This is a genomic window from Sinomonas mesophila (assembly GCF_001999765.1).
GTDB lineage: Bacteria > Actinomycetota > Actinomycetes > Actinomycetales > Micrococcaceae > Sinomonas > Sinomonas mesophila.
The window spans coordinates 1-22,165 of the sequence record NZ_MTIC01000003.1; the positions used below are offsets into that span (position 1 = coordinate 1).

24 protein-coding genes are annotated in these 22,165 nt (G+C 69.2%); 6 read left to right on the plus strand and 18 right to left on the minus strand.

What is annotated here, in order from left to right:
- Positions 1-59: 59 nt before the first annotated feature.
- From BV907_RS11405 to BV907_RS11430, 6 genes are read right to left on the minus strand one after another with little or no spacing between them, the layout of a single operon-like run.
- Entirely contained in the window at positions 60-506 is a 447-nt protein-coding gene (locus tag BV907_RS11405) for an arsenate-mycothiol transferase ArsC (protein WP_077489858.1), read from the minus strand.
- A complete protein-coding gene (locus tag BV907_RS11410; protein ID WP_077489859.1) occupies positions 503-1,177 on the minus strand; it encodes an arsenate reductase ArsC in 675 nt (224 codons plus the stop codon). The genes BV907_RS11405 and BV907_RS11410 overlap by 4 nt, the downstream gene beginning before the upstream one ends.
- A 26-nt stretch (positions 1,178-1,203) precedes the next feature.
- Positions 1,204-2,601 carry an FAD-dependent oxidoreductase gene (locus tag BV907_RS11415; protein WP_077489860.1) on the minus strand — a complete coding sequence of 466 codons (1,398 nt, stop codon included), beginning with the start codon at positions 2,599-2,601 and terminating at the stop codon, positions 1,204-1,206.
- Positions 2,602-2,620: 19 nt separating this feature from the next.
- Positions 2,621-3,613, minus strand: a complete 993-nt coding sequence (trxB, locus tag BV907_RS11420; RefSeq protein ID WP_077489861.1) for a thioredoxin-disulfide reductase — start codon at positions 3,611-3,613, stop codon at positions 2,621-2,623.
- A 35-nt stretch (positions 3,614-3,648) separates the two neighbouring features.
- Entirely contained in the window at positions 3,649-4,083 is a 435-nt protein-coding gene (locus BV907_RS11425; protein WP_077489862.1) for an arsenate reductase ArsC, read from the minus strand.
- Positions 4,084-4,121: 38 nt separating this feature from the next.
- Complete coding sequence (locus tag BV907_RS11430) at positions 4,122-4,796, minus strand: arsenate reductase/protein-tyrosine-phosphatase family protein (protein WP_077489863.1); 675 nt, start codon at positions 4,794-4,796, stop codon at positions 4,122-4,124.
- Between the two features lie 47 nt (positions 4,797-4,843).
- Between BV907_RS11430 and BV907_RS11435 the strand changes: the two genes are divergently transcribed.
- The gene (locus tag BV907_RS11435; RefSeq protein WP_077489864.1) at positions 4,844-5,587 is read left to right on the plus strand and encodes an aquaporin; all 744 of its coding nucleotides are present in this window, start codon (positions 4,844-4,846) and stop codon (positions 5,585-5,587) included.
- Positions 5,588-5,650: 63 nt separating this feature from the next.
- Positions 5,651-6,001: a holo-ACP synthase gene (locus tag BV907_RS11440; protein WP_077489865.1), complete on the plus strand. Its 351-nt coding sequence runs from the start codon at positions 5,651-5,653 to the stop codon at positions 5,999-6,001.
- Positions 6,002-6,031: 30 nt separating this feature from the next.
- Here BV907_RS11440 and BV907_RS11445 read toward each other — a convergent pair whose 3' ends face one another.
- The gene (locus BV907_RS11445) at positions 6,032-6,607 is read right to left on the minus strand and encodes a flavin reductase family protein (RefSeq protein WP_077489866.1); all 576 of its coding nucleotides are present in this window, start codon (positions 6,605-6,607) and stop codon (positions 6,032-6,034) included.
- Positions 6,608-6,962: 355 nt separating this feature from the next.
- Between BV907_RS11445 and BV907_RS11450 the strand changes: the two genes are divergently transcribed.
- On the plus strand, positions 6,963-7,568 hold the full coding sequence (locus BV907_RS11450) for a hypothetical protein (RefSeq protein ID WP_139346735.1): 606 nt from the start codon (positions 6,963-6,965) through the stop codon (positions 7,566-7,568).
- Positions 7,569-7,610: 42 nt separating this feature from the next.
- Here the strand turns inward: BV907_RS11450 and BV907_RS11455 are convergent, their stop codons facing one another.
- Together BV907_RS11455 and BV907_RS11460 are read right to left on the minus strand one after the other, a co-directional pair.
- Positions 7,611-7,826, minus strand: a complete 216-nt coding sequence (locus tag BV907_RS11455; protein WP_077489868.1) for a hypothetical protein — start codon at positions 7,824-7,826, stop codon at positions 7,611-7,613.
- 133 nt (positions 7,827-7,959) lie between these two features.
- Positions 7,960-8,250, minus strand: a complete 291-nt coding sequence (locus BV907_RS11460) for a hypothetical protein (protein WP_077489869.1) — start codon at positions 8,248-8,250, stop codon at positions 7,960-7,962.
- Between the two features lie 497 nt (positions 8,251-8,747).
- Here BV907_RS11460 and BV907_RS11465 point away from each other — a divergent pair, with 497 nt between their 5' ends.
- Both BV907_RS11465 and BV907_RS11470 read left to right on the plus strand, forming a co-directional pair.
- Positions 8,748-10,391, plus strand: coding sequence for a sensor histidine kinase (locus BV907_RS11465; protein ID WP_139346736.1), 1,644 nt, complete (start codon positions 8,748-8,750; stop codon positions 10,389-10,391).
- Between the two features lie 84 nt (positions 10,392-10,475).
- Positions 10,476-11,930 (plus strand): bifunctional ADP-dependent NAD(P)H-hydrate dehydratase/NAD(P)H-hydrate epimerase, encoded by a 1,455-nt coding sequence (locus tag BV907_RS11470; RefSeq protein WP_077489871.1) that lies wholly within the window; start codon positions 10,476-10,478, stop codon positions 11,928-11,930.
- A gap of 21 nt (positions 11,931-11,951) precedes the next feature.
- On the opposite strand, the gene BV907_RS11475 is transcribed toward BV907_RS11470, so the two are convergent.
- From BV907_RS11475 to BV907_RS11480, 3 genes are all read right to left on the minus strand, one after another.
- On the minus strand, positions 11,952-12,887 hold the full coding sequence (locus BV907_RS11475; RefSeq protein WP_077489872.1) for a hypothetical protein: 936 nt from the start codon (positions 12,885-12,887) through the stop codon (positions 11,952-11,954).
- Between the two features lie 40 nt (positions 12,888-12,927).
- Positions 12,928-13,329: a MerR family DNA-binding transcriptional regulator gene (locus tag BV907_RS18380; RefSeq protein ID WP_139346737.1), complete on the minus strand. Its 402-nt coding sequence runs from the start codon at positions 13,327-13,329 to the stop codon at positions 12,928-12,930.
- 283 nt (positions 13,330-13,612) lie between these two features.
- On the minus strand, positions 13,613-14,962 hold the full coding sequence (locus tag BV907_RS11480) for a flavin monoamine oxidase family protein (protein WP_077489873.1): 1,350 nt from the start codon (positions 14,960-14,962) through the stop codon (positions 13,613-13,615).
- A gap of 257 nt (positions 14,963-15,219) precedes the next feature.
- Between BV907_RS11480 and BV907_RS11485 the strand changes: the two genes are divergently transcribed.
- Positions 15,220-16,149 carry an LCP family protein gene (locus tag BV907_RS11485; protein ID WP_245827935.1) on the plus strand — a complete coding sequence of 310 codons (930 nt, stop codon included), beginning with the start codon at positions 15,220-15,222 and terminating at the stop codon, positions 16,147-16,149.
- A gap of 129 nt (positions 16,150-16,278) precedes the next feature.
- Here BV907_RS11485 and BV907_RS11490 read toward each other — a convergent pair whose 3' ends face one another.
- The 6 genes from BV907_RS11490 to BV907_RS11515 all read right to left on the minus strand — a co-directional run bounded on the left by BV907_RS11490 (position 16,279) and on the right by BV907_RS11515 (position 21,806).
- Positions 16,279-17,103, minus strand: a complete 825-nt coding sequence (locus BV907_RS11490) for a DUF2182 domain-containing protein (RefSeq protein WP_077489875.1) — start codon at positions 17,101-17,103, stop codon at positions 16,279-16,281.
- Between the two features lie 13 nt (positions 17,104-17,116).
- Positions 17,117-17,722, minus strand: a complete 606-nt coding sequence (locus BV907_RS11495; protein ID WP_077489876.1) for a DUF1326 domain-containing protein — start codon at positions 17,720-17,722, stop codon at positions 17,117-17,119.
- A 450-nt stretch (positions 17,723-18,172) separates the two neighbouring features.
- The gene (locus BV907_RS11500; RefSeq protein WP_245827936.1) at positions 18,173-19,615 is read right to left on the minus strand and encodes an FAD-dependent oxidoreductase; all 1,443 of its coding nucleotides are present in this window, start codon (positions 19,613-19,615) and stop codon (positions 18,173-18,175) included.
- A gap of 158 nt (positions 19,616-19,773) precedes the next feature.
- Complete coding sequence (locus tag BV907_RS11505; RefSeq protein WP_077489878.1) at positions 19,774-20,184, minus strand: hypothetical protein; 411 nt, start codon at positions 20,182-20,184, stop codon at positions 19,774-19,776.
- A 5-nt stretch (positions 20,185-20,189) separates the two neighbouring features.
- Complete coding sequence (locus BV907_RS11510) at positions 20,190-20,819, minus strand: DUF2231 domain-containing protein (RefSeq protein WP_342745550.1); 630 nt, start codon at positions 20,817-20,819, stop codon at positions 20,190-20,192.
- 63 nt (positions 20,820-20,882) lie between these two features.
- Positions 20,883-21,806 carry a patatin-like phospholipase family protein gene (locus tag BV907_RS11515; protein WP_077489880.1) on the minus strand — a complete coding sequence of 308 codons (924 nt, stop codon included), beginning with the start codon at positions 21,804-21,806 and terminating at the stop codon, positions 20,883-20,885.
- Positions 21,807-22,165 lie beyond the last annotated feature (359 nt).

Consider the following 22,165-nt stretch of genomic DNA (forward strand, 5'->3'; position numbering starts at 1 on the left):
CGCTCACCCATCCACCCAGCCAACCGCAGACTCGGCCTCGATCGGTTTAGCAACACGCCCTAGGCCCGGGAGCCGGTGAGGGTGGCATGCAGCGCCTCGACACGCGCCTTGATGTCGTCGCGGAGCAGGCGCATGCGCCCCATGCCTTCGATGCCGCGCGTGGACGGCTCGTCGGTCTCCCAGAGCTCGAATCGCGTGTCCTCCCGCGGCTCGAGCTTGGCCTCGGTCCCGAGCACGACGACGACGTCGACCGCGCCCAGGACGTCCTCCGTCACGGGCTTGGGGTGCTCGCCGGCGACGTCGATGCCGAGCTCCTCGAGGGACTCGACGGCGAGCGGGTTCAGCTCCCTGCCCGGCTTCGTGCCCGCCGAGTAGACGTCGACGGCCCCGCCCGAGAGCTGGCGCATGAGGCCCGCGGCGAGCTGGGACTTGCCTCCGTTCTTGCTGCAGACGAACAGGACGGCGGGCTTGCGGCCCTCGACAGCGGCGGTGGCGGGATCGGTCATGAAGAAGTTCCTTCCGTAGACGGGGCGGGCTTGTCGAGCAGGGACGCGACGAGCGCCCTGACGTGGTCGTGGATCTCGTCGCGGACGGCGCGCACGGCCTTGAGGGACTGCTGGGCGGGGTCAGCCAGGTCCCAGTCCTCGTAGTGCTTTCCGGGGTAGATCGGGCAGGAGTCGCCGCAGCCCATGGTGATGACCACGTCCGAGGCGCGCACGACGTCGTCGGTCAGCGGCTTGGGGTAGCTGGCGGAGAGGTCCAGGCCCATCTCGGACATGGCGGCAATGACGGCGGGGTCCAGCTCCGCGGCGGGCATGGACCCGGCGGAGCGGACGCGGATCCGTCCCTTGGCCTCGACGGTCAGCAGGGCCGCGGCCATCTGGGATCGGCCGGCGTTCCGGACGCAGACGAAGAGCACCTCCGGGACCTCGGACGGCGCGGGGTCCCTGGACGTCGCGAGGGCGCTGAGGCGGTCGTTCGCGAAGTGCTCGGTGGTGGCCGGCAGGTGGGTGCTGATCCTCGCGGTGCGGGCGAGGGAGGTGTAGGACTCGAAGACGTAGCGCTCGACGGTCTCGGCGGCGAAGACGCCGGCGAACCGTTCGGCCAGTCGTGCGCTGATGCGGTAGAGGACCTCGGTGCTGTCCTGCAGCCCTAGGGCGGTGTGCTGTTCGGTCATGGCAGGTGTCCGTTCCTCGCAGGGTTTCAGTTCTCGCCGGACCGGCCGTGGGCCAGCCCGGTCGGGAAGCCGATCAGCTGCGGCTCCGGGGCCGTGCAGCATCCGGCGTCCGTCGCGGCGGCGGTCTTGGCTTCGGCGCCGACTCCCAAAGACGACGGCGCGTCGCAGCTCGTCCCCGCGCCGGCGGAGCAGACCCCAGTCTCGGGGAGCTCGAGCTGCACGGTGTCCGCGGCCTCGCGGTCCCCGGCCAGGGCGGCGACGACTGAGCGGACCTGCTCGTAGCCGGTGGCCAGCAGGAACGTGGGGGCCCGGCCGTAGGACTTCATGCCCACGATGTAGAAGTCCTTCTCCGGGTGGGCCAGCAGCCTGGCCCCGTGCGGAGGGACGGTTCCGCAGGAATGGAACTCGGGGTCGATGAGCGGCCCGAGCTCCCGGGGCGCCTCGACCGCCGGGTCCAGCTCGAGGCGCAGCTCCCGCAGGATGACCAGGTCGGGGCGGAAGCCGGTGCAGGGGACGACGACGTCGACGTCGAGCGTGCGCCCGTCGACGGCCTCGACGACGACGTGGGTGTCGAGCGCCTTGAGCGAGCCGACGCCGAAGCCCGTGTACAGTTCGATCGTGCCGGCCTCGACGAGGCGGCGCAGGCGGGAGCCGAGCTGGCCTCGCGCGGGCAGCCCGTCGGCGTCGCCCCCGCCATAGGCCTTCTCGGCGGACGCGCCGCGGACGGCCCACAGGATAGTCGTGTCAGGCTCCGCCCTGGCGAGGTCGGCGAGGCTGACGAGCGTGTTCGCCGCCGAGTGGCCCGCGCCGACCACGAGGACCCGGCGCCCCGCGAAGCGCTCCCGGTCGCGTCCGACGACGTCGGGCAGCGGCGAGGAGATCCGCGCCTCGGCCGCCACCTCGCCTTCCGCGGGCAGGCCGGAGGTGCCGAGGGGGTTGCGGAGGGCCCACGTGCCCGAGGCGTCGACCACGGCCGAGGCGGCGACGTCCCGGACGGTCCCGTCGGCGTGCCGCACCCGGACGGTGAACGGGGTGCCGTCGCGGTCGCTGGAGTGGGTCTTGTCCAAGCCGCGGCGGGTGACGGCGACGACGCGAGCGCCGGTCTGCAGCCGCGGGGCGATCTCCGGCAGCGCGGCGAGGGGCGCGAGGTAGCGGTCGACGAGCTCGCCCCCGTAGGGGAGGGCAGTCGGCCGGGGAGCCTCCCAGCCGGACGCCTTGAGCAGGCGGACGGCGGCGGCGTCGAGGTTGAACCGCCAGGGGGAGAAGAGGCGGACGTGCCGCCACTGGTCGATGGCCGCGCCAGCGGCATGGCCGGCCTCCAGGATGAGGGGCTCGAGCCCGCGTTCGAGCAGGTGGGCGGCCGCGGCGAGCCCGACGGGCCCGGCACCGATCACGACGACCGGGAGCGTGGCCTTCTCATCCATGGGGTGTCCTCTGCGTGCTCTAGGCGTGAATGGGTTCGTCGATGAGTGCGGTCGCGAGGCTGTCGGCGTCCGCCAGGGCGGCGAGGTACCGTTCGGCGTCGAGCGCCGCGGCGCAGCCCGTGCCGGCCGCGGTGATGGCCTGGCGGTAGCGGTGGTCCACGGCGTCGCCGCATGCGAACACCCCGGACAGGCTCGTGCCCGTCGTGGGGGAGTCGACCTTGATGTACCCCTCGGGGTCGAGCTCGACCTGCCCGGCCACGAGGTCCGTGCGCGGTACGTGACCGATGGCCACAAAGACGCCGCTGGCCGCTTGCTCGCGCGTCTGGCCGGTGCGGGTGTCCGTCAGCGTGACGCCCGCGACCTTCCCGTCGCCGTGGATCGCCGTAATGGCGGAGTTCCAGGCGAAGCTGATCTTGGGGTTGTCCTTGGCCCGCTGGGCCATGATGCGCGAGGCGCGCAGCTCGTCGCGGCGCACGACGACGGTCACGGACTGCGCGAACCGGGTCAGGAAGGTGGCCTCCTCCATCGCGGAGTCCCCGCCGCCGACGACGACGATGTCCTGGTCCTTGAAGAAGAACCCGTCGCACGTGGCGCACCAGGAGACCCCGTGCCCGCTGAGCCTCTTCTCCTCGGCCAGGCCGAGCTCCCTGTAGGCCGAGCCGGTGGCCAGGATGACAGCCGGAGCCTCGTATGCCTGTCCGCTGCCGGTGACCACGCGCTTGAGGTCGCCCTTCAGCTCGACCTGCGTGGCGTCGTCGAACACCACCTGCGCGCCGAACCTCTCGGCCTGCTCCTGCAGCCCGTCCATGAGCTCGGGGCCCTGGATGCCGGACGCGAAGCCCGGGAAGTTCTCCACCTCCGTGGTGTTCATCAGCGCGCCGCCGGCGGTGACCGACCCGGCCACGACCACGGGCTTGAGGCCCGCGCGGGCCGCGTAGATGGCCGCCGTGTAGCCGGCGGGGCCCGAGCCGATGATGATCAGCTGCTCGGTGCTGGGGGTCTCAGTGCCCATGGGCCGTGCTCCTCGTCGCTCCTCGTCCGTTCCGGCTACTGGGCGTCCGGGTGCCGGGCCGGCAGGAGCTCGGCGACGAGGGCCTCGATGCGGCCGCGGATCTCGTCCCGGATTGGCCGGACGGAGTCGACGCCCTTGCCGGCCGGGTCCTCGAGGACCCAGTCCTCGTAGCGCTTGCCGGGGAAGTACGGGCACTCGTCGCCGCAGCCCATGGTGATCACGACGTCGGACTCCTTGACCGCCTCGGTGGTCAGGACCTTGGGGATCTCGGCGGAGATGTCGATGCCGAGCTCCGACATCGCCTCGACGGCCGCCGGGTTGACCGTGTCCGCGGGCTGGGACCCGGCGGAGCGGACCTCGATCGCGCCCCGTCCGAGCGAGGTGAGGAACGCCGCGGCCATCTGGGAGCGGCCGGCGTTGTGCACGCAGACGAACAGGACGGAGGGCTTCTTGGCGGTCTCGGTGGTCACAGTGGTTTCTCCTGGATTCGGTGGTGGTTCTGTTCGGTTCAGGCGACGGACAGCCGCCCCGCGAGGTCGCCGACGCGACGGGACAGGTCCTCGTAGGCGTGCTCGAACGCCTCGTCTGTCCCCCGGCGCACGGGATCGGGCACGGACCAGTGAACCCGGCCGAGGCCGGCGAGCTCCTCGTGCGCGTTGTCGCAGACGGTCACGATGAAGTCGCCCTGCCCGAGCACCTCGTCGAGGCGGCGGGGGGATGACTTGCCGAGGCTGAGCCCGTGGCGACGAGCGACGGCGGTGGCCCCCGCCGCGATCCGCTCAGCCGGGTGCGTGCCCGCCGAGGCGGAGGGGATGGCGCTGGCTCGGGACCACAGCGCCGTCGCGAGCTGCGAGCGCGCCGAGTTGGCGGTGCAGACGAAGACGACGCGCCGCGCGTCGTGCCCGATGCCCGGAACCAGCCCATGCAGCGCGCCGTCGGCGAGCCGGAGGTAGCTGCGCCGTCGGTCACCCTCGGAGCGGTGCCGCGTGACGAGGCCCGCGCCCTCGAGCGTGCGCAGGTGGTGCGAGAGCAGGTTCGAGGGCATGCCGAGCTCGGCCTGGAGCTCCGTGGGGGAGAGGTCCCCCACTGTCAGCAGGTCGACGATGCGCAGGCGCCCCGCATCGGCCAGGGCCGCGTGCTTGGCGACGCGCTCCCTGAACCCCGGAGTTTGCTCAATGTCCATTGGTTCAAGTTTGACTGAGCTAATTCCTCTGGGTCAAGCTGGTTCGCATGACTTCCTCCCAGCCGCCGCTGTGGCGCCGCGCCGTCGCCGAATTCCTCGGCACGGGCCTCCTCGTGACCGTCGTCGTCGGCTCGGGCATCGCCGCCGAGCAGCTCTCCCTGGGCGACGTCGGCCTGCAGCTGCTCGAGAACAGCACCGCCACGGTGTTCGGGCTGACCGTGCTCATCCTGGTGCTCGGGCCGGTCAGCGGGGCGCACTTCAATCCCATCGTGTCCCTCGCGGACTGGATCCTCGGCCGGCGCAGCGGCACGGGGCTGAACCTTCCCGAGCTCGGCGCGTACGTCGCGGCCCAGGCGGCCGGCGCCGTCGGCGGCAGCGTCCTCGCCAACGCGATGTTCGAGGTCGGCACCTCCATCTCCGGCAAGGAGCGGGCGACGCCGGGCCACCTCCTCGGCGAGGTCGTCGCCACCGCGGGGCTCATCCTGCTGGTCTTCGCCCTGGCCCGCACGTCCCGCGGGCTGCTCGCCGCCCCGGCCGTCGGCGCCTACATCGGGGCCGCGTACTGGTTCACGTCGTCGACCTCGTTCGCGAATCCTGCCGTGACGCTCGGGCGTGTCTTCAGCGACACGTTCGCCGGCATCGCGCCGGGCTCGCTGCCCGGGTTCGTCGCCGCGCAGCTCGTGGGCGCCGCCGTCGGCCTCGGCCTCGTCCTGGTCCTCTTCCCGGCGGCGGGGCGCTCGGCGGGCGACGTCGTCGTCCCCCATGCCGCAGAGGCCGGCCCCAGACATTGACGGCCGTCGGTGCGGGCGGCCAGTGTCGCTTGGACCGCCCCACCCCGCCGATAGAGTAGCCGCATGGCTATCATCGGCATCGGCGTGGACGTCGTGGACATCGCACGGTTCGAGCGGCAGCTCGAGCGCACCCCCGGCCTGCGGGACAGGCTCTTCGTCCCCGCCGAGCGAGAGCTGCACCCGCGCTCCCTCGCTGCCCGTTTCGCGGCCAAGGAGGCCGTGGCGAAGGTCCTCGGCGCCCCGGCCGGCATGAACTGGCAGGACTGCTGGATCGGCCTGAGCCCCGCCGGCCCCGAGATCCAGGTCAAGGACACCGTCCTGGCAGTCGCCGAGGCCCGCGGCGTGAAGCGCTGGCACCTGAGCATGAGCCACGACGGCGGGATTGCCACCGCGATGGTCGTCGCCGAGGGCTGAGGCCAGCGGCGCCCTCAGCGCGACAGTCGCTCACATCACCATCGAGTCGGCGCTGAGCGAGTGCCAGGACCGGTTGTGGTAGACGAGCGGACGGGCCTGCTCGGCGTCGGGGTGCGCAGCGGATTGGCTCTTGACCTGCAGCACCTGTACTGCGACCACCGTCGAGTCGCCGACGTTCATCTCGCTGACGATCCTGCCACGGAGCCAGGCGCTGGCCCTGGGCAGGACGGGCTCCCCAGTGACCAGGCGTGACCACATGGAGGTGTCCTCAAAGCGGTCGATGCCGCCGGTGGCGAACGTCGTGGCGAGGTCAACCTGATCTGCCCCCAGCAGATGGACGACGACCGTCCCGGCCTCGCGGATTGCGGGTGCCGCGGATGAGTGCGCGGAGAGCGAGAAGACCAACGTCGGCGGGTTGGCGGAGACGGAGAAGACTGAGCTTGCCGTCAGGCCTACCGGACCGCTCGGGCCTTGGGCGGTGATGATGGAGACGCCGGCAGGATGGTTGCGGAAGGCTGCCTTGAAGTCGTCGACGGCGACCATGTCTGCGGAGTGGTCGACCGTGCGAGGCAGCCGGCGGGCTGCGAGGACGTGCTGTGTTGCCATACGAGTGCCTTGGGGTTGTGGGCGACGAAAGAGGGACCGCCTCCAATGCTCGACCGCGGCGATGGCCAACCCCCTGGCACATCACAGCTCGAGATTGAATGTTTCCTGGCGTCCCCTTCCATCTACGATCACCGGACAATGTGCTTTAGGTAAGCCTTACCTTGTTCCGCTCAAGGTAGCAGTGTTCTGAATTACCTCACAACCGCGTGGCGTAATAGAAGGACTAGCGTCTGATGGTCAGCGCGCGCCCTTCCCGCCGTGGGGGGCACGGGCCTACCATCGGCGCATGCGCTGGGGGTCAGGCACGGCCAGCGTGCCGGGGGCGGGGGCTCTGGGCCGGCGACGGGTCTCTCCGGTGGCCATCGGAATCGCCATGGCCCTCGGCGGTGCCCTGTGGTATCTCTACGGGCTCTCCCTCATGGAGCCGATGGGCGCGGCGGTGGTGTGGCGCGAGGAACTGCGCTACACCCAGATCCTCCAGACGGGACTGTGGGTCCTCTACAGCCTTCCGGGGATTCTCGCCGTCGTCCTGACCGCAGGGGCAGGCCTGGTGGCGCTGCCGGCATGGGCCTCAGCCGCAGGCGGCCGCTGGCTCCGGCAGGCGGGCCGAGCGTTGCTCGTGGCAGCGCTGGGCTTCGCCGCGCTGGCCGTCCTCGGCCTGGCGGTCCGTCTCGATGCGCCGGTGACGGGGGGCCTGTCCTTCGGCACTGTTGCGCTGGGGACCGGGATGCTGCTCGGCGGGCTGGGGCTGAGGCGGGCGGCCACCGGCCAGCAGGGCACGGTGCCTGCCCTGATGATCGCGGTGGGCCTGCTGGGAGTGCTCTCCCTGCTCATGTGGCCTCTTCTGTATGCGCTCCGGCTGCTGCCCGTGTACATGGCCCTGATCGTCTACGCGGTCTTCGGCCTCTCCTGGGCCGTCCTCGGACTCAGGGCCCGCGACGTGGCCGAGACAGGCCTGTAGGACCGCACCGCCAATGCCCGCTTCGTTTCGCCCGATGCTGGGCTAGCGGAGGGTTTCGTGGATCTCCCGGCGGATGAGGCGCCGGGCGCTCTCGTCCAGGTCAAGGTTCAGAATGGCGTTCAAGGCCCTGGCCATCTGGGGTGCGGCGGCCAGGAGCTCGGCGAGCTCGGGGTCGTGGGCGAGGTCAAGAGATGCCACGTCGGTAGCGGAGAGGCGATCCGCGACGTGCGGGTTGGTCAGGACAGCGGAAACGGCCATGGGGGCTTTCCTCCACTCGAGCCAGTGCTTGCACCCATGGTGGCTTCCGTGGCGTTCGCGCCGCACGCCGAAACGCCGGTCTTCACGCGAAGTTCACCGGACCTTTGGCCGGTGCCGGGCGCTGGCGTTCAGGCTACCGCCCCGCCGGCTGCGGCACGGTCTGTGGCAGGCCCGCGCCCCGGAAAGCGGGGAGCGGGCGCGGCACCGCGGCGGCGGGGCGGGCGACGGCGTCCTCCGCGGCCGGGCGCAGGGCGTTGCGGTGCGCTGTACGCGCCTGCCGGACGGAGGCGAACCCGAGCACGAGCCCGAACAGGCCGACGGAGGCCCACACCAGGAATCCGAGATCGAGCGCAGGCCCCGCCAGAAGACCGGCGACGGTTGCGGCAAGAGCAGTGACGGCAGCGGCCAGCGCAGCGCGCTTCATGTATGTGTCCCCCCATGGAACCCGGCGGAGCCGGTGCTTATACGACGTCGCCGGAGACTGCAAGTCACATCCGGCGGCTCTGCCATCCTATCTCGGCCCGAGCCCCCGTAAATCCACTCGACGCATTTTTTGCGCCCAGTTCAGCCTCCACGACCCACGGTCACGTCCCGCCGCATGCCATGACCGGTCTCGCTCCGAGGCCGGTCCTTTCCTGCGAGGCCGGTCTGCCGAGGACCGGTGTCGCGGCAAGGCACCGCTCTCATGACGAGACCGGCGCCAAAAAGGCAGCCAGTTCCGCCCGCTGGACCGGAGGAGAAGAAGGGCACGGTTTTTACGCAGGGCGTCTGCCGAAATTTTCCTGAGGGTCTTGTAAGGGGCACCGGGGATAAGTGTCAATAGGAGTGACAGGATTCCGGGTCCAGTGGGGGAGAACGCGGTTGGGAGAATCTCGGGGCAGGGATGCGCGGCCGTCGGCAGCACACAGGTTCTTCTACGAGATGTCTCCCAGACGACGGGTCATCCTGAGCCAACTGCCCCTGACCCTGGCCACCGGCCTTGCGGCAGTCATCGTCGCGGTCTGGCACCCTGACATGGCGGCAGGCCCGCTGTTCCAGATAGGGCTGCTCTTCCACGGGGCCATGCTGGCCCTCGCCTGCGCCGTCCCGTGGCAGAGGCTGCCGGCGGCAGCTGCGCTGGCCATGCCGCTGCTGGACTTCATCCCGGTCGGCATGGTCGGAGTCGCCGGGTTGGGCACGGTCATCCAGCTCGGCGTGCTGGCCGTCATCCCTGTGGTCTGGCTGGCCTGGTCGGGGGTCCTGACGCGATTCTGCCTGGCCATGACGTTCCTGGGCCCGCTGGCCGTGGTGTGGCTGCCGGTGGTCGCGGCCGGCTCCAGGGAGCCGGCCGAGTACGCGGACGTCCTCATGCTCCCGGCGATGATGCTCGCCACTGGCTGGGTGGTCCACATGCTCTCGACCAGTGCCAGGGACCAGCATGAATCCGTGGCCGCGGCCCGAGACGATCTCCAGAGCGCCCTGGAGGCCCTGCGCCGCGAGCAGCGCCTGCGCGATGCGGTCCTGGAGACGGTGGACGTGGGCGTCCAGGCGATAGACAGCGAGGGCCGCACCGTCTTGGCCAACCGGCAGCAGCTCCTGAACGAGGCCCGTGCCGGCAGCGTCCCGGGCAACCAGGGCCGCGAGTGGCCCGAGGTCTACGGGCCGGAGGGAGAGCCGCTGCCCCCGGAAGCCCAGCCCGCGGTCCGCGCCCTGCGGGGCGAGACGTTCTCGGACCAGGTGGTCCGGCTGGGCACGGGCGCCTCCCAGAGGGTCTTCTCCACGTCGGCCAGGCCGATCCCCGGTCCCAGCCCTGAGGGGGCCGTCCTGGCGTTCACGGACGTCACAGGGCTCGTGCAGGCCCTGGCGGTGAAGGACGACTTCCTCTCCAGTGTCTCCCACGAACTGCGCACGCCGTTGACCTCGGTGCTCGGCTATGTCGACATGCTCCTGGCCGCGGGCGACCTGCCCGACCACACCAGGGAGGGCCTGGACATCGTGCGCCGCAACGCCGAGCGCCTCCAGCGCCTCGTCGCCGACCTCCTCGCAGCGGCCTCAGGCACAGGGAACCTCCGCCCCGAGCCCACGGACCTGGGTCAGCTCGTCCGCGAGGCCGTCGAGGCCGCCGCCGAGGAGGCCGACGCCGCCGGGGTCTGGCTCAAGCACAGGACCGAAGGGCCCCTGCCCGCCGTCCTCGACCCCGTGCGCATCTCCCAGGTCCTGGACAATCTGCTCTCCAACGCGCTCAAGTACACCCCTCCCGGCGGCCGGGTCACGGTCCGGGCCTACCGTGCGGACAGCGGGCACGTCATTGAGGTCGCTGACACCGGCATCGGGATGGGCGCCGGTGAGGCAGCAGGCCTGTTCGAGAAGTTCTACCGCACTGAGACGGCCCGCAAGTCCGGCATCCCCGGCATCGGGCTCGGGCTCTCCATCGCCAAGGCCATCGCCACCGCCCACGGCGGCACCATCGCCTGCACGAGCTCCCCCGGACAGGGCAGCACCTTCGCAGTCCACCTGCCCGACCGCCACCCCGTCCCCGGCCACCGCACGCCGCCCGAAAGGGAGAGGGGGACCCATGCCCGCTGAATGCACCGCCCTGGTCATCGAAGACGACGACGACGTCCGACGCCTCATCTCGGCCCGGAGCAGCGCTCACTAGACTGGCGAACCATGATCGAGGTCTTCACCGGTGCCCAGGTCCGCGCCGCGGAGCGCCCCCTGCTCGACGCCGGGGCCGGCCCCGCGCTCATGGCGAGGGCCGCGCACGGGCTCGCCGGCGCCGTCGTCCGCGAGCTCAAGCGCACCCGGGGGCGCGTGTACGGCGCGCGGGTGGCCGCCGTCGTCGGCAAGGGCAACAACGGCGGCGACGCGCTCTTCGCGCTCGCGGGGCTCGCGCGGCGCGGAGTGCGCACGACGGCGGTGCTCGCCGCCGGATCGGCGCACCCCGAGGGCCTCGCGGCCTTCGGGCGCGCGGGCGGGCGGGTGACGGAGGAGCTCGAGGCGGCGGAGGTCGTCGTGGACGCCGTGCTCGGCACGGGCTTCTCGGGGGACTACCGGCCCGTGCTGGAGCGGCCGGACGCGCTCGTCGTGGCCTGCGACGTCCCGAGCGGGCTCGACGCGGACACGGGCGAGGCCGGGAAGGGCGTGTGGCGCGCGGACGTGACGGTGACGTTCGGCGCGGCCAAGCTCGGCCTCCTCCTGGGCCGGGGACGCGAGCTCGCGGGGCGCGTGGAGGTCGTCGACATCGGGCTCGGCCCGCACCTGCCGGAGCCCGAGGCGCGCGGGCTCGGCCCCGCGGACGCGGCCGCGCTCCTGCCCGCCCCGCGGGACGGCTGGCATAAGTACTCCCGCGGGGTGCTCGGGATCGTGGCCGGCTCGGAGCGGTACCCGGGCGCGGCGGCGCTCGCCACGGCGGCGGCGTCGGCGGCCGGGGTGGGCATGGTGCGGCTCGTCGCGCCGGACGCGGTGCGGATGCTCGTGCTCGCGGAATGCCCGGAGATCGTGGGCTCGCCGGAGCCGGAGGGGCGCGTGCAGGGCTGGGCCGTCGGGCCGGGCATCGCGGACGACGCCGGCCAGCTCCTCGCGCTCGAGGCCGCCCTCGCGTCGGGCCTCCCTGCGGTCGTGGACGCGTCCGGGCTCGAGGCGCTGGGCGAGGGGACCGCGCTGGGGGAGCACGTCGTGCTGACCCCGCACGCGGGGGAGCTCGCCGCGCTCCTGGGCCGGCTATGGCCTGACGCCCCGGACCGGGACGCCGTCGAGGCCGAGCCCCTGCGCTGGGCGCGCGAGGCCGCCGCCCGCATGGGGGTGACCGTCCTGCTCAAGGGCCCGACGACGGTGTGCGCGGCGCCGGACGGGACCGCGTTCGTCCAGCCCGAGGGGCACCCGTACCTGGCCACGGCCGGCTCGGGCGACACGCTCACGGGGCTGCTCGGGGCCCTGCTCGCCACCGCGGGCGGGGGAGCGGGCACTGACGACGGCGGCGCCCCCCGGCCGGTCGAGCTCGCCGCCGCCGCGGCGCTCGTCCACGGGACGGCGGGCCGGATCGCGGCCGAGGCCGGGCCGTTCGGGGCGAACGCGCTGGCCGTGGCCGTGCGCGAGGCCGTGAGGCGGCTGCGCCCGGCGTGAGGCGAGACGCCCGGAGCCACCTCAGTTCTCGACAATCCATTCCGACCATTCCAAGAGGTCCGCGGCACTTGCGCTCTGAAGAGTCCTCGCACTCACGTTGCTCGCGTATCCCGCCCCCGAGGGCAGAGACGCGCGGATCTTGCTGGCGAGCCTCTTCTCCGCTGTCTCAATAGTGTGGTGATCGAAGTCAACGGAGGGCGCCTTCCACAGTCCGCATGCCTTGGCTGTGGCCTCACTGATCAGGGGGATGAAAACGACCCGCTTGTCGTTTCCACCCAGATACCAGCTGCTTGTGGCCCCAACGAGGCGGACCTCCGGATCCTTGCGATCGCCCGCTGCGTATCTCGCGGCCAGGTCCCGGATGATCTTCGCTGCCTTTGGGAGGACGTCCCGCTCTAGGTTGTCGGGGTGCGGAACGCGGGCGTAGCGCGCGCCCACCCACCGGCCGAATCCGGCCCGCTGCGGGGCAGACAGTGGGTGCAGCACTCTGACGCTTTCGTGCAGGATCGCCGTCTTGTCGACACTCGTCACGAACCTCAGATCCGCCACTGGCAGCAGCCCGTCCAACCCCGGGAGCTTGTTGGAGTCCGGGAACGCGAAGAACCGTGGCGACGTAGGTCCCGACGCGAATCTCTGCCACTCTTGCTTCGGCACGTACTTGATCGGGCAGACCACCAGACAGGGCTCGATGCTCGGGTCGCGAACTATGTCACAGTCCTGAGTGATCACGACGTACCACTCGACGTCGCTTTCGATGCTCAGAGACCAGAGTTCTTCTCCGGGCTCCCGCTCAGGCATGCCCTCGTGTTCAGCGATCGAATGCCACGCAGCACTCGCACCCACCCCAACAATGTTCACCGCTCCCAAGGAGATGACATCACCCTGCCCGATCGTCTTGAGGATCTGACCGACTCGGCGTAAGTCAGGGGCTGAATGCTGCGCGACATTCTCGTTCATTTTGTCTCTTCCGATTTTGAGGGCGGGGCCTCCGTCTCAGCTATCTGCCAGCTGCGACCAATACCCGTCGTGAATGAAACAGTACTTCGTCAATTGCAGAATTCGGCTCCTCATCAACCGGCTCGGGAAGCTCCATTTCCTTCGCAGTTCGGGTGGCGCGGAGATCTTCTCTAAGGCGGGACTGCGGGCTCATCGCCACTTCGGGGCCGGCAACAAGCCGCCGGCTCCCCGCAGGCCGTGCCTGCAGCCTTTCCTTGGCTGAGGACCTCTCGGAAGCTAGAGCCTCCATGACCTCCTCGATGTCAAAGCGGCGGTGGCCCTTAGGTGTCGTGTCGAACGGGATCAGGCCTTCTCGTGCATACCTGCCCACCGTGTCAACGGAAATCCCCAAGGCTGTTGCAACTTCCCTGGGGAGGTGCGTGCGGGAAACCTTGGTATTCATGGTTTATCCTTTTGTATTTCTTGCTATTTCAATATGATATTTTTAGATGATGAGAATTGTTCTTTATTCATATCAATTGCTCATGGGTCTTTGAATGTCGCTAGTGGCAGCACCTAGTCACACAGGGTTCGCAGGTTTTGCGGCATTTGCAGGGTTCCATCATGGGTCAGCCCGGAGGAGGAGTCAAGGGGGCTGCAGGTCGCGATCGCCGGGTCGCCCAACCCTCTGGTCAGACCACCCTATTGGTCCCGCCGTGTGGCTGTGCCTCCCGGCTCAACGGCAGTTAGGGGAGCTTCTCGAGGATCTCGGCCGCGGCCCGGTAACCGGAGCGGATGGCCCCGTCCATGTAGCCGTTCCAGACCGTGGAGGTCTCCGCGCCGGCCCAGTGGATCCGGCCCACGGGCACGGCGAGTGCCCTGCCGTACTGGGTCCAGACGCCGGCTCCGAGCCGTCCGCCGTAGCAGCCCCGGGTGAACTCTTCGGCCGTCCAGTCTTGCTCGACGATGTCGAACGGGTTCGCCGCCTTCGGACCGAAGTACTTCACCAGTGCCGCGATCACGAGCTCGCGGCGCTCGTCGGCGCCCATCAGGCTCGCGGTGCGGGCGTGGGCGCCCTCCAGAAAGCCGACCAGCACCCCGCAGGAGCCGTCGTGCGGGCTGTTGTCCAGGACCACGGTCAGCGCGTCGTCGAGGCTCAGCACCAGGCCGCTGAGTCCGTCTTCGCGCCAGAACGGGGCGTCGTAGCCGACCTGGAGCTTGATCACCGACCCGGCCGGCATCTGCTGGGTGAGCCCGTCGCGCAGCGCCGGCAGCGGGGGGACGTAGCGCAGCCGGCCGGCCAGCGTCTGCGGAACGGCGACCACGACGCGCCCGGCCGTGATGCTGCCGCCCTCGTACTCGACGAGCACGCCCGACTCGTCCTGGCGGATAGTCCGGACCACGGCGTTGAGCCGCACCGCGTCGCCCAGGTCGGCGGACATCCGCTCAGAGATCTGGTGGGTGCCGCCGAGGACGCGTCTCTCCTGGGCGCCCCCTGTGGTGGCCGCCAGTGTCTCGAGGCTGGTGCCGGACCTGACGTAGAAGAGGAAGTGCAGGAACGAGAGCTCGGGGGTCTCGGCCGAGAACAGCACGGGCACCAGCACGCGGAAGAACCGCCGCGCGATGCTGTCCTCGGTGTTGGCGACCAGCCACCCGTCCAGCGTCTGCCGGTCCAGCTCCTCCGCGCCGTCAGTGTCCCACGGCGCCTCGACCGCGACCGCCGAGGCCAGGGCCTCCAGCTGCTCCCAGAGTCGGCCGACCTCCGCCGCCGATTCCGGCGGAAGGCCGAAGTCCTCATCGGAGTACCGAACGACGTTGCCGTCGAAGACGGTCAGGGCGTCGCCCTCGTCGAAGGTGGGGAAGGTCTTCAGGGCCAGCTCCTCAATGAGCTCAAGCGCCGCCAACTGCGTCGGACCAACCCATTGGCCGCCCATCTCCACCGGCACACCGTTGCTGAGGAAGCCTCCCAGTGTGCGCCCGGCCACCCGGTCGCGCGCCTCCAGCACGGCAACAGTCCGACCGGCCCCAACCAGCGTGCGGGCCGCGCTCAGGCCGGCCAGCCCCGCACCCACGACGACGACGTCCACATCGTGCATCCCGGGATCCTCCCCACTCGGCTCAGTTGCACGTACGAGCTTGGATGACGAGCCTACAGAAGTAGGTTTCGGGATGCTCACCACAGGTCCGATGTTTGCCGGAACCGGGGCTCGGCCACTTCCGGCGAAGCAGGAAGGGGTGTCATCGTGGCGTCATGAGCGGTGCAGCCGGTGGTCCGGTCTCTTCGGGGGGTGCAAGCGCTCCCGGGGGTGGCGGGCGGAACAGCGTCCGGAGCCGTCGCCTCCTCGCTGCCGCTGTGGCCCTCGTGCTCGTGCTCGGCGCTGCGCTGGTGGCGATCCTTCTCGCCACGCAGCGCCTGTCCCCTCCAGCGGCCGGCCCTACCCTGCCGGAGCTCCGGCAGGGGCCCATGAACATCCTGATCATGGGCAGCGACATCCGCGGGAGTGCGCAGCAGGCCCTGCAGGGCCAGGCGGCCACCGGGGGAACCACGGACCAGCACGCCGACATGATCATGCTGATCCACATCCCGGAGGATCGTCGCCGGATCTACGGGATCTCCATCATGCGCGACAGTTGGATTCCCGTCCCGGGCCACGGCGACTCGAAGATCAACGCGAGCCTGGGGTCCGGCGGGCCCCAGCTCGTTGTCGACGCCGTCAGCGGGCTCCTGAAGACCCGTATCGACCACTATGTGCTGACGGACTTCGACGGCTTCAAGGCGCTCACGGACGCGCTTGGAGGCGTCGACGTCAACGTGACGGTGCCCTTCACCGCGGACTTCGACACGCATCACACGTTCACGCCGGGGATGAACAAGCTGGATGGCCAGGCTGCCCTCGAGTTCGTCCGAGCGCGCTACGTGTTCCCTGACGGCGATTTCCAGCGTGTTCGGAATCAGCAGACTTTCGTCCGCGCGGTCATCGGTCAGTTGCTGAGCACCGGGAAAGTCCGGGATCCAGCGAGTGCCATCGGGATCATCGCCGCCGTTTCGCCTCATCTCGTGGTGGACAAGTCCTTCGACCCGATGACCATGGCGGCCCTTGGCTACGCGCTGAGGGACGTGGATCCGGCGTCGTCGGTCTTCTTCACCCTCCCGACGTCCGGCACAGGCACGTCGCCGGACGGGCAGTCCATTGTGCTGCCCGACCACGCGGGGATCGCTGAGGTCTCGGCGGCCCTGGCCTCCGATGGGCTCGCAGACTACGCCGCGGCCCACGGGTTGTGACGGAATCGTAGAGGCGTCTGAAACTGCACAACTCAGGGCGGAAACAGGGCGCAGACCTGCGGCCAGCCGCCTGAATTATGCACCTTCTGACACCGGACCACCCGGGCGGGCTCGGGGTGGGGGAACGAATCACCCCATCCCTGGCATCCCCGGCATCATTGGTGTCACTGGCGTCAACGCCACGCCAACCGCGATCGCGGCCAACGCGAAGGCGACCGAACGGTTGGCAAGCCGCTGCCATGGAAGCATCTTCTCCACGGCGATGAAGGCCCCCACCACCGCCATCCAGCCGACACTCATGACCCCCAGCGCGAACAGCGCCACCATGAGCGCCCAGCAGCACGTGATGCACCACGTGCCGTGCTCAACTCCCAGGCGCAGCGCTCCGACGTACCCATGCCGGAAGCGACGCAGGATGAAGTCAATGGGCGTCCGGCATTTCATGAGGGCCATGTTCTTGGCCGGCGTGAATTGGTAGATCGCCGCTCCAAGGATCACCCCCGCTGCCACGTAGCGGCCGCCCGGCTCCGAGGCGAGGAAGCCTGGGGCGAGGGCCGCGACTGCCGCGTAGAGCGCATAGGCAGCGAGGCCGAACACCGTCCACGCGATCAGGTAGCCAGCCACGAAGACGGTCGTGGAACCCAACGGGGCATGACGCCCAGTCGCGCGACGATGGCGGCTGATCCGAGCGTACGCGACGACCATGGGCGCGACCGACGGAAACATCATCGCGGCCAGCATCACGACCCACGTGGCGAGGAAGAAGCCCAACGATCCCGGGTCCGTCCAACGCCCCATGTCCATCCCGGACATCTGCACGGCATTGACGGCCCAGCCCACGGCGGCGAGCACGAGCAGGACCACGACCAGGCCGGCTGCCCGCAGATCAACTCCGAAAAGCGTGGCGCGCGCCGAAGCACGCGCCACGTTTCCCGGGTTCAGTTCCCGGCCCATGTGCCACCCGCGATCATGCCCGGCCCTTGGGGGCGCCTTCGGCCATCTCGCTCGCGAAGGTGAACTCTGCGCTCTCGCCGTAGACACCTTCAAAGTCGAGGCCGAAGAGACCCATAGGCCCTGGTGACCTTCCGATCATGAACTCGGGGGCGAAACCGAACATCGCGTTCTTGACCGTGGTCACGCCGCCGTCAGGTCCGCGCAATGGCTCGAACTGGATCGTCTGCCCGGTCACAGTTCCCTCGCCGTCCGAGACCGCGACTCTCCCGCGCTCGACGCCCAACCACTCCCCGAACAGCCCCGCAAACTCGGCGAACGGTCCGCCTTCGTCGCCGTGCAGGATGCGTTCGAGAGCGGCCGCCTGGCCATCCGACGCCCCTTCATCGATGACGATGCCCACCTTCCAGCCGCCTGCGCTCAAGTTCGAAGGAAACCAGTTCGCGAAGGCGAAAGCGACTCCCGAAAGATCCGTGCCATCGGAATTCCCGCTCGCAATATGGAACAGGGCGACTCCGCGGCATTCGCCGTTCGGACCGGTGGGCGGACCGTCATACGGGCACGGACAGATCAAGGAGCAGCTGCAGCTTTGCACATATTTCCCGGACATTTCCCACGACATTTGGGACCCTCCTCGCTGGCGATATCGCCTAGCGGAGCGCCCCCAGCTGCGCAGCGCCGGACACACATGCTGAACGGGGCCGGAAGCCCGTTCATGGAAAAGGTACTCCCGCTCTCGGGCGTGTCACAATAGCCCGCTCAGCGGAGTGGCCGGAGCGCCGTCGGCATGCCCGTCGCGGCGGCGACGGGCCGTCCGGGCGTGCACCTCGACCCCTTGAGAGCGAGGCAGAGCGCATCCCTGCATATCGTCGCGTGCTCCACCCAGGAAGCCCACAGCCAGTTCGACTGTCTTCGCTACGCTGGTTGGGCGCAGTGGTGCGGCCGACGTTGTCTCGGGTCGAGCCAGTCCGCATAGAGTTTGTCGGCGGATTCGTCGGTACTGAATTGACGGCTAGTGATCAGACTAGATGCTTCGCGTTTTTCAAAAGGGCAGCCCCAAGATGAGCCTTGTTTAGTCAAAACCTTCCGGGAGGCGGGACGGCCCGGGTGGGAGGTTTTTGGCGGCTGGTCCTTGGATGACGGTGCCGTCGGTGGCGAATCGGGAGCCGTGGCATGGGCAGTCCCAAGTGTTGTCGGAGGGATTGAAGCCGACGGTGCAGCCCAAGTGGCTGCAGGTTGCCGAGAGGGTGTGGACCTGCCCACCTTCGTCTTTGTATACAGCAGTCTCCTGGCCGCCGACGTTGATGACTGCTCCCGCCCCGGGGGCCAGGGCCAGGACCTGGTGGCCAGGTCGCCCGCTGAGCTTGCCCACCAGGACTGCCATCGTGGTTTTGACGTTCTCCCTGATGAACCGGTTGGCGCTGGCCTTGGGGGTGATCCGGTTGCTGTTGAACACTCGGGCCCACCGGTTCTCCTGGCCGCTTAGGGTATCGGCGAGAATAAGGGCTGCGGCGGTTCCGTTGGACAGGCCCCACTTGCGAAGGCCTGTGATGACATACACGTGCTTGGCGAGGGGGGACATGAGTCCGACGTAGGGCAGCCCGTCGAGCGGCATCCCGTCCTGGGTTGACCAGCGGTAGTCCACTTCGCCGACGCCGAGGCGGTCGTGAGCAAAGGCTGCGAGTCTCCTGTAGCGCCCCGCTGTGTCTTCGGCCTCCGACACGCGATGGCCTTCGCCGCCGGCAAGCACGTAACTCGTGCCGCCGACGTTGACAGTCAGAATGGATCTCAGCGGTTCGTCGGCGCTGATGAAAGTTGCGTCCAGCGTCGAGGTGTCCCCCCGTCCGGCGACGATGTAGGAACGGTGCGGGTGGCAGCGCAGGTAGAACAGGCCGTGGCCGCCGAATGGCACATTGGTGGCCACGATAACGTCATGAGCGTGGACTGTGCCATGCTCGGCGTCGACCATCCCCGGGGAGCCGTCGTGCACTTGGTGCGCACGTGTGTCCTCGAAGACGAAGCTGCCCTCGCCGTTGACCGCCCGGGCAAGTCCTTGGAGGTATTTCACGGGGTGGATTTGCGCCTGCCCGTCGAATCGGATCGCGCCCTTGACCGGGAAGGGCAGCGGCACGTCAGTCGTGAACGTGGAAGGTAGGCCGAGTCGCGCGGCAAGGGAGGCTTCGGCACGGACGAGTTCGAGCGCGTCATCGGATTCGGCGTAGGTGTAGTTTGCGACTCGGCGGAAGTCGCAGTCGATGCCCTCGTCGACCACGACGTGCGCGACGTGGTCGATCGCCGCCTCGTTCGCCTCCCCGTAGGTGCGGGCAGCGTTGGTGCCGTGGCTGCGCGCGAGTCCTGTATAGACCTGACGATGCAGGGAAGTGATTTTGCCCGTCGTATGGCCGGTGACGCCGGTCCCGACGCGGGCGGCCTCGATGACCGCGACCGTGCGGCCCGCGCGTTTGAGCGCAAGCGCGGCGGTCAGGCCCGCGATGCCCGCGCCGATCACCGCCACATCGACTTCTATATGCCCGCGCAGGGCGGGGTAATCGGTGGTTCCGGCGGTAGCAACCCAGAGCGAGACGGGCTCACCTTCTGGCCGTGCATCGTTCGATGGGGGAGTCACTCCGACACCTCCGGATCATTCGGCAACACTTTGCAGCGTTGAGGCCATCAGGAGCGGCCGATTCCAAGGGCCGTCAGTAACACCAGCACGATGGTCGTGACAGCAAGCAGGCCATGACCGTAGACGAGGGCAACCGGGAACCGCGCTTCCGGGGTGGCCTCCTTCCGGCTACGCCACCAGCGCAGGAACATCACATCCCCGAGGATCGCGACGACGATCAGGAGACCAAAGGCGATCCAGGTCAAAATATCGCTGTCGATGATGACGTAGACGATCCACAGAACCAGGCCGCCGCCCGCGAGGAGGAAATGAGAGAAGATCAGCGGCGGTACAAGTCGCGTGGGGATGGTCGCGTCGCTTTGGGCGGCACGCAAACCTCCTTTGCTCAGCCATAGGCCGAGCATGGTGGACCCGAGTGCAGCAGTGAGTATCCAAGTGACGAGCGCTGCGATGGCCATGCAAGTTAGTCCTTCGCTGTAGAGGTCGGGTCGAAACCGGCGGCCTGGGCTTCCTGGTCGACTACGCGGATGCCGTATTGGAAGGCGAGCTTGCCGCCGAGGTACCCGGAAACGCCAAGCGCAGCGATGCTAAGGGCGGACATGACGATCAGTCCGGTTGGAACCGGACCTTGCCCGAGTCTCAGGAGGAAGTTGACCAGATAGGCGGCGGTGATGGTCACGTTGAGACTCATGTGGACCATGGCAGTGCGGAAGGCCGGCGTACGCGTGGGGATGGCAAACAGGTCCAGGAACCCGATCAGCGCCGCTGCCGCCGCGCCCAGCACGCCGATCGCGATCAGCCACCTCGAGCCGGTCGCCAGTGCGGCCGCATCACTGTCCACGAGGCGTGAGCCGATATCGAAGACGAGGCTGGCCACCCACGCGCCGATCGGGACGGTGACCAGAATCGGGTGGAAGGGGTGGCCGTATGGGCCAGCGAGGACAGTTACGGGTTCCTTACCCCGACCTAGACCATTCATGGACATCCCCAAAATGGGGCGTCCAGATTCGCGTCGTACTCCTTCAGGACAGAATCGAGATCCACGGAAACTCTCCTGCAATCCTCGTGGGACCAGCGAGTCTACCTCCGCCATTGCCTTAGGTGTAGGGATGAGAGGCTGAGCTTCAGGGCCAATAAGCCACTCCGGAATAGTCGTCTATGCCGGTAGCCAGAATTCGGTGAGCCGCCCGGCAAGGTCTCTGCCCTGGTCGTAGCCGGCTCGAGCAGCGGGCGGACGCAGGGACAGATCCATCGCATTGGCGCCGAACATGTGCTCGGAGTCGCTGCCCGGGAAGATCGTTTCGACCCTGCTGCCGCGTGCGCGGAGTTCGTCGACCTGTGCTGCGAGATGCATGCCCCAGTCCACTGGAGTCCGTGATCTGCCGCCGAAAGGTGACAGCACCAGCACCCGTGCGTATCCGGTGGCCAGATCGGCATTCTCGGCGTTGGATCGGTAGCCGCCGTCGATGTATCGGCCACCGCCGATCTTGTAGGCGAAGCCACTGGCACAGCTGGCGGCCACTGCGTCCACCAGGTCGACCCCGCTGTGGCGGTCGAACACGACCGGCTCACCGGTATGGGCATCGACCGCCGTGATGAGCACCGTTCGTTGCGGCCAGTGCTGGCTGGGCAGCCGGGCGGCGACGGTGGCGCGCCACCGCGTCTGCCCGGAGCCGTCTGACGCCGCATCCATCTCGAGCGCCGCCGCGCCCATTCTGCGGCGCATGTCGGCCGCGTCCTCAGCGGCGGCGATGATCCTGCCTGTCCTCTCCAGATGGTCCGCTGCCGATCTGACCGGCACGCGTCCGCCGTCGGCTCCGGCCGGAGCTGTACGTGGCTGGGGTGCCGCGGCAAGGATGGCGGCAAGCAGGTCGGCTGGGGCCGCGCCGGTGATCTGGGCCGCGGCCGTCGAGCCGGCCGACGTCCCGACGATCAGATCGGCCTCGGTCACGTCCAGCCCGGCATCGAACAGGCCGGCGACGACGCCGATCAGCCACGCGTTGCCTGTCGACCCGCCGCCGCCGAGGACCAGCGCTCGCTCGCCCGTGAAGCGCGGAGCTGAAGAAGGGGTGGTGTTCATGGGAGTCGCCTTTCGCGAAGTGCCTGACGGGCGCTCCCGGTGGCGACTACCTCAGTCGCGCGATCGTGGACTGCGGGGGAGCACCCACTGCGGATACTGCGTTCATGGGTCTCACCTCCTGTCCTGGAACACGATCGCCACCACGATGGCACACGGGCGGCGCAGGCGCAATCGCCTCACGCCGACTGCCATTCATGGGCCTACTCCAGGTGATCAACTCTCCACCCCATGCGAAAACCGCGAACACGTTTGAGAGCGGCCCGTGACTATTGTTCCGTCAGCGCGGGCGGCGGGCGGGGGCGGACGACGGCGGCGTCCCCCGCCCGGTCGAGCTCGCCGCTGATGGTCTGGCGCAGGAG